Consider the following 10,981-nt stretch of genomic DNA (forward strand, 5'->3'; position numbering starts at 1 on the left):
CACGTGACCCGGCCGGCGCGGGCGACCGCGTGCGGCCGGGTCGCGCGGTTGCGGCCGGCGTGCCCCGGTTCCGGTCAGCCGGCCGTCGCCGGACGGCGGGCCAGCAGGTACGCCTGCGGCGTCTTCTCGAGCACGCCGGCGTACCTCTCGGGCTCGCGGAGCAGCCGGGCGCGGACCTCCAGCCCGGCGGCGGCGAGCAGCGCCGCGACCCGGTCGGGCTGCCGGCGGTGGAAGGTGAGGTCGACCGGGTGGCCGAGCGCCTCGGTCAGGTGCAGCGGCTCGTCGCCGACCTGGAACGCCAGCGCCAGGTGGCCGCCGGGTGCCAGCGCCCGGTGGAAGCCGGCGAAGGCCGCGGGCAGCAGCTCGTCCGGGACGTGGATGATCGAGTACCAGGCCACGATCCCGCCGAGCGTGCCCTCCGGCAGGTTCAGCCCGGTCATCGAGCCCTCGTCGAAGCGCAGCCCGGGGTGTGAGCGTCGTGCCTGCGCCACCATCGCGGGCGACAGGTCGATGCCGAAGACGTCCAGCCCCAGCCCGTGCAGGTGCCCGGTGACCCGGCCGGGCCCGCAGCCGACGTCGGCGACCGGCCCGCCGCCGGTGGCGCGCACCGTCTCGGCGAAGGCGGCGAGGAACGCCCGGTCCCAGGTGTTGGTGTTCAGCGCGTCCCGCACGTACTCGGCGTAGTCGGTGGCCACGGCGTCGTACGACGCCCGGGTCTCGCGTAGGAAGTCCGGCTTGATCATGGGGAGCGAGGCTACCGAGTTGAAGGCCGGGCCGCCGCCCCGCCCGACGGGGCGCGGGCGGCGGGCCGGGTGACGGTCAGAGCTCGGCGCGGATCGCCTCGGCGAGGGTGGTCGGCCGGCGGCCGATCAGCTTCGCCAGGTCGTCGCCCTCGACGTGCAGCTCGCCCTGGGCAGCGCCCCGGTCACCGTCGGCCAGGATGGCGGCGTACTCCTCGGGCAGGCCGGTGCCGACCAGCACCTCGACGTACTTCTCCACCGGCAGGTCGATGTAGGTGACGTGGCGGCCGGTCTGTCGGGACAGCTCCTCGGCCAGCTCGGTCAGGGTGAACGGCGCGCCGCCCAGCTCGTACACCTTGTCGGTGTGGCCCTCGGTGGTGAGCACCGCGGCGGCGGCGTCGGCGTAGTCGGCGCGGGCGGCGGCACTGATCCGGCCGTCCCCGGCCGAGCCGACGACCCCGTGCTCCAGGTACGCGGGCAGCTGCGGCAGGTAGTTCTCGAAGTACCAGCTGTTGCGCAGGAAGGCGTAGGGCACGCCGGCCGCCTTGATCTCCTGCTCGCTGCCCCGGTGATCAATGGCGAGGGTGAGGCTGGAAGTGTCGGCGTGCGGGATGCTGCTGTAGGCGAGCAGGCGCACGCCGGCCTCCTTCGCGGCGGCGGCGACGTTGCGGGCCTGCTCCACCCGGCGGCCGATCTCGGTGCCGGAGACGAACATCAGCTTCTCGGCGCCGGCGAACGCGGCGCGCAGCGAGTCGGTGTCGTTGTAGTCGGCCTGGCGGACGGTGACGCCGCGCTCGGCCAGGTCGGCGAGGCGGGTGGTGTCGCGCCCCACCGCCACGACCTGCTCGGCCGGTACGCCCCGGGCCAGCAGCGACTCGACGATGAGGCGGCCCAGGTGGCCGGTGGCTCCGGTGACGACGATGGACATGGACGAACTCCCTGGAGAGAAGTGTGGTCGGACCTCTGCTGCAACGGGAACACCTCGCCATCACTTCCCGTTGGAGAGTAGGCACCTTGAAGTGCGCCACGCACCATGGGAGAGTATAAAGGTGGAACCGAACCTCTACGACCGGAACTGCGGCAGCCGGCAGGTGCTCGACCGGATCGGCGACCGGTGGAGCGTCCTGGTCGTGCTCGCCCTCGCCGACGGCGTGAAGCGCTACGGCGAGCTGGCCCAGCGGGTCGACGGGGTGAGCCAGAAGATGCTCACCCAGACCCTGCGCGGCCTGGAACGCGACGGCCTGGTCACGCGCAGTGTGCACGCCGAGGTGCCGCCGCGGGTCGACTACGCCCTGACCGGCCTCGGGCGCAGCCTGCTCGACCTGCTCTCCGGGCTCCGGACGTGGGCGACCACCCACCTCCCCGAGGTGGAGGCCGCCCGCGCCCGCTACGACGCCCGCTGACCGGCGCCGCGGCGACAGATCACGACCTGTGTCGATGTAACGAATATCGAGCAGAATGCGCTGCGCCCGCAGCTCGCGCGGATTCCCACCACCGGGAATAGGCTCCGACGTATCGACGGCCGGCACCACCCAGGCCATCGCGTGCCGGATGCCGGACGCGGATCGAGGGGGCGCGTCCGGCTTCGGCATCGCATTCCTGCTCCCGCACCGGAGGACCCGTGCGTCGTACCGCACTCTTCGCCACGCTCACGGCCGCGGCGCTCGCCGCGGCCGTCGCCGCCGCCACGCCCGCATCGGCCATCAACACCTACAACGCCCTGCCCGCCCCGGAGCGCACCGAGGTCGGCGCCCTGATCGTGCAGTGGGACCGCGACGGCAACCCGGCCACTCCGGACGTCGTCGACTGGTACTGCTCCGGCACCATGATCGACACCGACGTCTTCCTCACCGCGTCGCACTGCACCACCGACTGGGCTCCCGGCGCCCGGTTCTACGTCTCGCTCGCCCAGGACGTCGAGGGCGCCCTCGCCGCCGCGAAGGCGAAGGGACTGACCCCGGCGCAGGTCGCCGCCGAGGTGGCCGTGGAGGGCACCGAGCACACCCACCCCGACTTCCCGGGCAACTCGGCGGACTCCCACGACATCGCCGTGGTCACCTTCGACGCCACTCAGGCCGCCGAGCTGGACGGGCGCTGGGACTTCACCCCCGCCACCCTGCCCACCGCCGGTCAGCTCGACGCGCTCGGCGCCCGCGCGCTCGACGCCGCCCGCTGGGACGTCATGGGGTACGGCACCGAGGAGGCCCAGCGCGAGCCGGGCGGGCACGTCCACCCCGGCGGCGGGGTGCGGATGAAGGCCGAGGTCGGCTTCAACGCGCTCAACAAGACCTGGGTCCGGCTGGCCATGAACGAGAGCCGCGACTACGGCGGCGCCTGCTACGGCGACTCCGGCGGCCCGAACTTCGTCACCCTCGACGGGCAGCGGATCCTCGCCGCCACCACCATCACCGGCGACGCTCCCTGCTACGCCACCAACGTCGTCTACCGCCTGGACGCGCCGAGCGCCCGGGACTTCCTCGACGACTTCGTCGACCTGCCCTGACGTGGGACGCGACGGCGGCCGGCGGGACCATCGCCGGCCGCCGTCGCGCGTCACCCCGCAGCCGCTTTCCGGTCGGCCGCGGCACCGGCGGGCGTCGGGCGCGTCGCTCAGGCCCCCGGCAGCTGCTCGGCGCGGCTGAGCACCTGGTCGACCAGGCCGTACTCGCGGGCCTGCTCGGCGGTGAACCAGCGGTCCCGGTCCCAGTCCCGCTGGATCTCCTCCAGGGTGCGCCCGCTGTGCCGGGCGATCAGCTCCTGCATGGTCCGCTTGACGTGCAGCATGTTCTCGGCCTGGATGGTGATGTCCGCGGCGGTGCCGCCCATCCCGCCCGAGGGCTGGTGCATCATGATCCGTGAGTGGGGCAGGGCGTAACGCTTGCCGGCCGCTCCCGCGCAGAGCAGGAACTGCCCCATCGAGCCGGCGAAGCCGAGCGCCAGGGTGGCCACGTCGTTCTTCACGTACCGCATGGTGTCGTAGACGGCCATGCCCGCGCTGACCGAGCCGCCCGGCGAGTTGATGTAGAGGTAGATGTCCCGCTCGGCGTCCTCGGCGGCGAGCAGCAGGATCTGGGCGCAGATCTGGTTGGCCGACGCGTCGGTCACCTCGGTGCCGAGGAAGATGATCCGCTCCCTCAGCAGCCGCTCGAACACCTGGTCACCGAAGGACGGTTGCCCGCCGTCGAGCATCCGTACGTCCAATCCGATCATCGCGCCGCCTCTCACCGTGCCGGCGGGCGACGGAACCGCCCGGGGGACCGGCTCCTCCAGCCTGCGCGGCACCGCGTGCGGAACCCCAACGATTCTGCCGGCGGCAGATCCGCCCACGGCAGAACCGGCCGACCTAGACGGCGGTCAACCGCCGCCGGCCGGTCCGGGCCCGCCCGCAGCCGAGTGCGACGAGAGTACGCGGACCGGGGCGCCCGCCCGACGCGGAGGCGGTGCGTCCGACCCGGACGGTCGGCCCGCCGGCCGACGGACCGAGGTGCAGCAGCGGCCCGGCGCTCCGCGGCCGGACGTGCACGGCCGGGCCGGAGCCCCGTGCGGCGTCCACCCGCTCCACCCGCTCCAGCCGGGCCAGGCTCGCCCGGGGCGCGGCCGGAACGTGCGGCTCCACCCGGCGCAGGTCGTCCCGCGCCTCCTCCAGCAGGTCCGAGAGGCGGATGCCGAGCGCCCGGCAGATCGCCGCGAGCACCTCCGAGGAGGCCTCCTTGCGGCCGCGCTCCACCTCGGAGAGATAGGGGACCGACACCCCGGCGGCCTCGGCCACCTCACGCAGCGTGCGGCCCTGCCGCAGCCGCAGCCGGCGCAGCACCCCGCCGATCACTCGTCGCAGCAACGACATGCGGACCTCACTCTCGCGGTCGCCGTCCGGGGACACCCCCATCATGCCCGCTGAGGCGCGCGCGGGCAGGCCCGGTCAGGCGGGGGCGCGCGGGCCCGTGCCCGACCGGAGAGGTCACGGCCGCACGCGCGGGTGCCCGGCCCGGCGTCGACCGGGAAGGTCGGTGCGGGTCACGCGTGGTGAAGGGCCGACGGCGGTCTGATCGCGCCGTCGGCGGTGGTCGCCACCCCGGCGTGCGGATCACCCGGTAACCGCTATGTTGTGCACGTGCAGGCGACGGCGGAGTCGGGGCAGGTCTCACGGTGATCCATTTTCCCGCGCAGCGACGGGGCCCCCTGAGCGCGTTGAGCCTGCGGCTGGCCGCCGCGCTCGGCCTGGTTTGCGGGGTGGTGGCCCTGGTCTACCTGGAGCGCGACGGTTACCGGGACGTCAACGAGGACGGGCTGACCCTGCTCGACTGCTTCTACTACGCGGTCGTCTCCCTCTCCACCACCGGCTACGGCGACATCACCCCGTTCACCCAGGACGCCCGGCTGGTCAACGTCCTCCTCATCACCCCGGCCCGGGTGCTCTTCCTGATCATCCTGGTCGGCACCACCCTGGAAGTCCTGACCGAGCAGTACCGGACGGGCCGTCGCCTGAACCGGTGGGAGAGAACCGTGAAGGATCACGTCATCATCTGCGGCTACGGCACCAAGGGCCGCAGCGCGGTCTCCGCCCTGCTGGAGAACGGGCTCGACAAGTCCCGGATCGTGGTGGTGGAGCGCAGCGGGGCCGCGCTGCGGCAGGCGACCTCGGCCGGCCTGGTGGCGATCGAGGGATCGGCGACCCGGTCGGCGGTGCTGAACCAGGCGCACGTCCGGACCGCCAAGGCGGTGATCATCGCGACCGACAGCGACGACGCCTCGGTCCTGGTGGCGCTGACCGTACGCCAGCTCACCGCCGGCCAGGTGCGGATCATCGCCGCCGCCCGGGAGGCGGAGAACGCCCCGCTGCTCAAGCAGAGCGGCGCCCACCACGTGATCGTCTCCTCGGCCACCGCCGGCCGGCTGCTGGGCCTGTCCACCTCGGCCCCGCCCCTGATCGACGTGGTGGAGGATCTGCTCACCCCGGGTCAGGGCATGGCGCTGGCCATGCGCTCGGCGGAGCGCTCCGAGGTCGGCCGCTCCCCACGGGAGCTGGACTCGCTGGTGATCGCCCTGGTCCGCCGGGGCAAGGTGGTCAGCCTGGCGGACAAGGCCGGCGCGATCATCGAGACCGGCGACATGCTGGTCCACGTCCGCGACGACCGGCCCCAGCCGGCGTCCACCCCCTGACCGGCGCCCGTACGCGCGGTGCCGGTTTCCACCACCTGAGCGACGCGAGGGCCGTGCCGGTCTGCCCGCCGGATGTGGGAGCGGTGCGCGTCCGCTGACCGGCACCGGGTTCACGGGGTGCCGGGCGTCCGACCCGTGCCCGTCGTCCGGGTGGCCCTTCCCGCGTTCAGCAGCGGTCGTCGCCGGGGCGTGTGTCGGCGTCGGCCACCGCTTCGGTGCAACTGAGCGTTCCCGTCCCGGTGGCCGCCCGCCGGAGCAGCTCGTAGAGCGTCTCGCGCTCGGCGGGCTCCAGCGCGCCGAGGACCTCGTCCTCGGCGGTGGCCAGCGCGCACTCCGCCTCGGCGAGCCGTTCCGCGCCGGCCGGGGTGAGCTCGACGACGTGCCGGCGGCGGTCCTCGGGTGAGCGTCGCCGCTCGACCAGACGCTCCGCCTCCAGTTCGTTGAGCAGGCCGACGACGTTCGTCCCGTCCATCTCCAGCGTGCCGGCGAGCGCCTGCTGGCTGATCCCGCCCCCGGCCCGCAGCACGGTGAGGGCCACGAGATGTCGGGGCCGGAGGCCGAGCGGCGCCAGCACCGACTCCGACCGCAGCCGGATCCGCCGGGCCAGGTGGTCGAGGAGCGCGCCGGAGCGGTGCTCCGACTGGTCGACCGGCACGGCAGGCATGTGACCGAGTCTACCGACGCCCCGGAATCTAGACCTGCTATAAATGGTTTGTGCTTCACAAACGAACCATGGAGGGCTAGTCAAATGGCACACCTGTTGCACATCGATTCGAGCATCCAGGGGGAGCGCTCGGTCAGCCGACAGCTCACCGCCCGGGCTGCCGCCGCCTGGCGCACCGCCAACCCCGGCGGGACGGTCACCTACCGGAACCTGGGCACCGAGCCGCTGCCGCACCTCGACGAGGTCGGCGGCCTGGCCCGGATGGTGCCCGCGGACCAGCACACCCCGGCCCAGCGCGGGTCCTGGGCCCTGACCGAGCGGCTGGTCCGGGAGGTGAAGCGGGCCGACACCGTCCTGCTCGGCCTCCCGCTCTACAACTACGGGGCCCCCAGCAGCGTGAAGGCCTGGGTCGACCACCTCATCGCGCCCGGCCTTGCGTACGACCCGGAGACCCAGGCCGGCCTGCTGGGCGGGCGGGAGTTCATTGTGCTGGCCAGCCGGGGCGGTGGCTACGGCGCGGGCACCCCGCGCGAGGGCTGGGACCACGCCGAGCCCTGGCTTCCGCACGGCCTGTCGCTGACCGGCCTCGAACCGCGATTCATCACCGCCGAGCTGACCCTCGCCCCGGTGAACCCGGCCATGGCCGGGCTGGTTCCGCTGGCCGAGGAGAGCCTGAGGGCGGCCGAGCGGGCGATCGACAGCCTGTGGGCGCCGGCCTCCGCCGCTGCCTGACCGGCGCCGGAAACGCGAAGGAGTGGTCGTTCCCTGGGGAACGGCCACTCCTTCGTGCGTCTCGGGGCGGAACGGGTCAGACGATCGTCCAGGTGTCGCCGCTGTTGAGCAGGCCGGCGAGCTGCTGCTCGGGGGTCTGGGTCACCGGCGCCTTGGCGGCGGCGAGCTGGCTCTGCACCACGCTGTCGTAGGACGGCCGGTCGACCGAGCGGAAGACGCCGATCGGGGTGTTGCGCAGGTCGAGGCCGGGCAGCCGGGACAGCGCGAAGGCGTACGCCGGGTCGGCGACCGTCGCGTCGTGCACGACGATCTCCCCGGGGCTCACCTGGGCGGTCTCCCGGACCTCCAGGCCGAACCCGCCCGGCGGGTGCACCACGCAGAACTGCCCGTCCCTGCCGAACGTGATGGGCTGCCCGTGCTCCAGCCGGATCAGGAAGTCGTCGCGGGTGCCCGGATCCTTGAGCTGGTCGAACGCGCCGTCGTTGAAGATGTTGCAGTTCTGGTAGATCTCCACGAACGCCGAGCCCTCGTGCTCCGCCGCGGCCCGCAGCACCGACTGGAGGTGCTTGCGGTCCGAGTCGATGGTGCGGCCGACGAAGGTAGCCTCGGCGCCGAGGGCCAGCGAGAGCGGGTTGAACGGCGCGTCCGCCGAACCGGAGGGCGTCGACTTGGTGACCTTGCCGACCTCGGAGGTGGGCGAGTACTGCCCCTTGGTCAGGCCGTAGATCCGGTTGTTGAACAGCAGGATCTTCAGGTTGACGTTGCGCCGCAGCGCGTGGATCAGGTGGTTGCCGCCGATGGAGAGCGCGTCGCCGTCGCCGGTGACCACCCAGACCGACAGGTCCGGCCGGGACACCGACAGGCCGGTGGCGATCGCCGGGGCACGGCCGTGGATCGAGTGCATCCCGTAGGTGTTCATGTAGTACGGGAAGCGCGACGAGCAGCCGATCCCGGAGACGAAGACGGTCCGCTCGCGGGGAATGTTCAGCTCCGGCATGAACTGCTGGATGGCCGCGAGGATCGCGTAGTCACCGCAGCCGGGGCACCAGCGCACCTCCTGGTCGGACTTGAAGTCCTTGGCGGTGAGCTTGAGGGCGACGGGCTCAGACATTCTTCAGGACCTCTTCCAGCGTCGTCTCCAGCTCGGCGGAGGTGAACGGCAGGCCGCGGACCTGGTTGTAGCCGATCGCGTCGACCAGGTACTTGGCCCGGATCACGTGGGCGAGCTGGCCGAGGTTCATCTCGGGGATGACCACCCGGTCGTAGGAGCGCAGCACCTCGCCGAGGTTGGCGGGCATCGGTGCCAGGTGGCGCAGGTGCGCCTGCGCGATCGACAGGCCGCGCTGGCGCAGGGCCCGGCAGGCCGCGCCGATCGGCCCGTACGTCGAGCCCCAGCCGAGCACCAGCACCCGGGCGTCGCCGTCCGGGTCCTCGACCTCGACGTCCGGCACCGGGATCGTCTCGATCCGGGCCGCCCGGGTCCGCACCATGAAGTCGTGGTTCGCCGGGTCGTACGAGATGTCACCGGTCTTGTCGGCCTTCTCCAGGCCGCCGATGCGGTGCTCCAGCCCTGGCGTACCCGGGATGGCCCACGGCCGGGCCAGGGTCTCCGGGTCACGCAGGTAGGGCAGGAAGGTCGTGCCGTCCTCGCCGTTGGGCTTCGTGGCGAACTCGACCCGCAGGTCCGGCAGGGACTCCACGTCGGGCAGCAGCCACGGCTCGGAGCCGTTGGCGACGTAGTTGTCCGACAGCAGGATCACCGGGGTGCGGTAGGTCAACGCGATCCGGGCCGCCTCGATGGCCGCGTGGAAGCAGTCCGACGGCGACTTCGGGGCGATCACCGCGACCGGCGCCTCGCCGTGCCGGCCGTAGAGGGCCATGTTCAGGTCGGCCTGCTCGGTCTTGGTCGGCATGCCGGTGGAGGGACCGGCCCGCTGCACGTCGACGATGACCAGCGGCAGCTCCAGCGCCACGGCCAGCGAGATCGTCTCGCTCTTGAGCGCGACGCCCGGGCCGCTGGTGGTGGTGACGCCCAGCGAGCCCCCGTACGAGGCGCCCAGCGCCGCGCCCACCGCGGCGATCTCGTCCTCGGCCTGCATGGTGAGCACGCCGAAGCGCTTGTGCTTGCTCAGCTCGTGCAGGATGTCCGAGGCCGGGGTGATGGGGTACGCCCCGAGGAAGACCGGCAGCCCGGAGCGGACGCCGGCGGCCACCAGGCCGAGCGAGAGCGCCGCGTTGCCGGTGATGTTCCGGTAGGTGCCGGGCTTCATCCTGGCCGGCTTGACCTCGTAGCGGACCGCGAAGTCCTCGGTGGTCTCGCCGAAGTTCCAGCCGGCCCGGAACGCCGCGACGTTCGCCGCGACCAGTTCCGGACGGGCGGCGAACTTGCGCTCCAGGAAACGCAGGGTGGACTCGTACGGCCGGGAGTACATCCAGGAGAGCAGGCCCAGGGCGAACATGTTCTTGGCCCGCTCGGCGTCCTTCTTGGACACGTCCTGCTGCGCGAGCGCGCCGACCGTCATCGAGGTCAGCGCCACCGGGTGCACCACGTAGCCGGCGAGCGAGTCGTCGTCGAGCGGGCTGGCCTGGTAGCCGACCTTGGCCAGGTTGCGCCGGGTGAACTCGTCGGTGTTGACGATGATGTCCGCTCCGCGCGGCAGGTCGGCCAGGTTGGCCTTGAGCGCCGCCGGGTTCATCGCCACCAGCACGTTGGGGGCGTCACCCGGGGTCAGGATGTCGTAGTCGGCGAAGTGCACCTGGAAGCTGGACACGCCCGGCAGGGTGCCGGCGGGGGCCCGGATCTCGGCCGGGAAGTTGGGCAACGTGGATATGTCGTTGCCCAGTTGAGCGGTTTCCGACGTGAACCGGTCGCCGGTCAACTGCATGCCGTCGCCGGAGTCTCCGGCGAACCGGATGACCACCCGGTCCAGTTGACGGATCTGCTTGGTCACGCCTGCACCTCGCTTCGCTCAGCGCGGTCGCGCGGGCGGCTGAACTCGATGGTGACCTCGCCTGGCCCGGCCACGTGTCCTCCTTGACGCACCGCTGCACCGCACCGCCGTGGCTGGTCCGGTCCGCTGTCGTTCCTCACCTGAGAGCCTACGTCGGATGGTGGGGTCAACTTCCCCGGAGGTCCGCCGACTGGGACCGGAAAACGCCGGGTTCTGACCGGTTCTGCGGCCTTTTGCCCAGCACGCCGTAATCGAGATCACCGTCCCACCGATGGCCACGCGGAGGCGCCGGTGCCGGGTGCGCCCCGCCGGGGGCCGTCCGGTCAGTCCGTGGTCGCGGGCGCCGTCGTCGGGTCGGGACCCGGCTCGGTCATCCGCCGCCGCAGCGAGGTGGTCGCCAGCCCGAGGGCCAGCACCACCAGCAACGTGGAGACCACGATCAGGATGACGGCGATGTGCTGCACCGAGTTCATCCCGCCGTCGCCACCGGTGTCCGGAGCACCGGCGGCCAGCACACCCTGGGAGCCGGTCGGCGCGGGCGGCGAGACCACCGGGGTCGCCAGCGCCACCGCCGACGTGATCCGGAAACTCATCTGCATCTGCCGGGTCCGGCCGCTGCGCGGATCGAGCTGCCCGACCACCGCGCCGGCCAGCGGGGCGTCCCGCTGGGCCTGCGGCGTCGCGGCGACCGGCAGCCGCAGGGCGGCCGTCCCGCCGGCGGCCACGGTGCCCAG

The 10,981-nt window shown here is 72.7% G+C and carries 11 protein-coding genes and 1 pseudogene; 4 read left to right on the forward strand and 8 right to left on the reverse strand.

The window, feature by feature from the left end; translation table 11 throughout:
- Window positions 1–74 precede the first annotated feature (74 nt).
- On the reverse strand, window positions 75–743 hold the full coding sequence (locus NCC78_RS20390; protein WP_250796315.1) for a class I SAM-dependent DNA methyltransferase: 669 nt from the start codon (window positions 741–743) through the stop codon (window positions 75–77).
- Window positions 744–819: 76 nt separating this feature from the next.
- Window positions 820–1,668, reverse strand: a complete 849-nt coding sequence (locus tag NCC78_RS20395) for an SDR family oxidoreductase (RefSeq protein ID WP_250796317.1) — start codon at window positions 1,666–1,668, stop codon at window positions 820–822.
- A 121-nt stretch (window positions 1,669–1,789) separates the two neighbouring features.
- Between NCC78_RS20395 and NCC78_RS20400 the strand changes: the two genes are divergently transcribed.
- Together NCC78_RS20400 and NCC78_RS20405 are read left to right on the forward strand one after the other, a co-directional pair.
- On the forward strand, window positions 1,790–2,143 hold the full coding sequence (locus tag NCC78_RS20400; RefSeq protein ID WP_308220927.1) for a winged helix-turn-helix transcriptional regulator: 354 nt from the start codon (window positions 1,790–1,792) through the stop codon (window positions 2,141–2,143).
- Between the two features lie 218 nt (window positions 2,144–2,361).
- A complete protein-coding gene (locus NCC78_RS20405; RefSeq protein WP_250796318.1) occupies window positions 2,362–3,243 on the forward strand; it encodes a trypsin-like serine protease in 882 nt (293 codons plus the stop codon).
- 107 nt (window positions 3,244–3,350) lie between these two features.
- On the opposite strand, the gene NCC78_RS20410 is transcribed toward NCC78_RS20405, so the two are convergent.
- Window positions 3,351–3,950 (reverse strand): ClpP family protease, encoded by a 600-nt coding sequence (locus NCC78_RS20410; protein WP_250796319.1) that lies wholly within the window; start codon window positions 3,948–3,950, stop codon window positions 3,351–3,353.
- Window positions 3,951–4,083: 133 nt separating this feature from the next.
- On the reverse strand, window positions 4,084–4,584 hold the full coding sequence (locus tag NCC78_RS20415) for a helix-turn-helix domain-containing protein (protein ID WP_250796320.1): 501 nt from the start codon (window positions 4,582–4,584) through the stop codon (window positions 4,084–4,086).
- Between the two features lie 302 nt (window positions 4,585–4,886).
- Here NCC78_RS20415 and NCC78_RS20420 point away from each other — a divergent pair, with 302 nt between their 5' ends.
- A complete protein-coding gene (locus NCC78_RS20420) occupies window positions 4,887–5,900 on the forward strand; it encodes a potassium channel family protein (protein WP_250796321.1) in 1,014 nt (337 codons plus the stop codon).
- A gap of 166 nt (window positions 5,901–6,066) precedes the next feature.
- On the opposite strand, the gene NCC78_RS20425 is transcribed toward NCC78_RS20420, so the two are convergent.
- Entirely contained in the window at window positions 6,067–6,564 is a 498-nt protein-coding gene (locus NCC78_RS20425) for a MarR family winged helix-turn-helix transcriptional regulator (protein WP_250796322.1), read from the reverse strand.
- A gap of 84 nt (window positions 6,565–6,648) precedes the next feature.
- Here NCC78_RS20425 and NCC78_RS20430 point away from each other — a divergent pair, with 84 nt between their 5' ends.
- Complete coding sequence (locus tag NCC78_RS20430) at window positions 6,649–7,296, forward strand: FMN-dependent NADH-azoreductase (RefSeq protein WP_250796323.1); 648 nt, start codon at window positions 6,649–6,651, stop codon at window positions 7,294–7,296.
- Window positions 7,297–7,372: 76 nt separating this feature from the next.
- Here NCC78_RS20430 and NCC78_RS20435 read toward each other — a convergent pair whose 3' ends face one another.
- From NCC78_RS20435 to NCC78_RS20445, 3 genes and pseudogenes are all read right to left on the reverse strand, one after another.
- Complete coding sequence (locus tag NCC78_RS20435; RefSeq protein ID WP_250796324.1) at window positions 7,373–8,407, reverse strand: 2-oxoacid:ferredoxin oxidoreductase subunit beta; 1,035 nt, start codon at window positions 8,405–8,407, stop codon at window positions 7,373–7,375.
- On the reverse strand, window positions 8,400–10,247 hold the full coding sequence (locus NCC78_RS20440; protein WP_250796326.1) for a 2-oxoacid:acceptor oxidoreductase subunit alpha: 1,848 nt from the start codon (window positions 10,245–10,247) through the stop codon (window positions 8,400–8,402). Before NCC78_RS20440 ends, NCC78_RS20435 begins: the two co-directional genes overlap by 8 nt.
- A 323-nt stretch (window positions 10,248–10,570) precedes the next feature.
- A pseudogene (locus NCC78_RS20445) lies at window positions 10,571–10,981 on the reverse strand (hypothetical protein); the annotation flags it as partial.

The organism is Micromonospora phytophila (assembly GCF_023656545.1).
Lineage (GTDB): Bacteria > Actinomycetota > Actinomycetes > Mycobacteriales > Micromonosporaceae > Micromonospora > Micromonospora phytophila.

What these genes read in the sequence shown, in the direction of transcription:
- NCC78_RS20390 (WP_250796315.1), bottom strand. Translation starts at nt 743, where the DNA reads ATGATCAAGCCGGACTTCCTACGCGAGACCCGGGCGTCGTACGACGCC.
- NCC78_RS20395 (WP_250796317.1), bottom strand. Translation starts at nt 1,668, where the DNA reads ATGTCCATCGTCGTCACCGGAGCCACCGGCCACCTGGGCCGCCTCATC.
- NCC78_RS20410 (WP_250796319.1), bottom strand. Translation starts at nt 3,950, where the DNA reads ATGATCGGATTGGACGTACGGATGCTCGACGGCGGGCAACCGTCCTTC.
- NCC78_RS20415 (WP_250796320.1), bottom strand. Translation starts at nt 4,584, where the DNA reads ATGTCGTTGCTGCGACGAGTGATCGGCGGGGTGCTGCGCCGGCTGCGG.
- NCC78_RS20425 (WP_250796322.1), bottom strand. Translation starts at nt 6,564, where the DNA reads ATGCCTGCCGTGCCGGTCGACCAGTCGGAGCACCGCTCCGGCGCGCTC.
- NCC78_RS20430 (WP_250796323.1), top strand. Translation starts at nt 6,649, where the DNA reads ATGGCACACCTGTTGCACATCGATTCGAGCATCCAGGGGGAGCGCTCG.
- NCC78_RS20435 (WP_250796324.1), bottom strand. Translation starts at nt 8,407, where the DNA reads ATGTCTGAGCCCGTCGCCCTCAAGCTCACCGCCAAGGACTTCAAGTCC.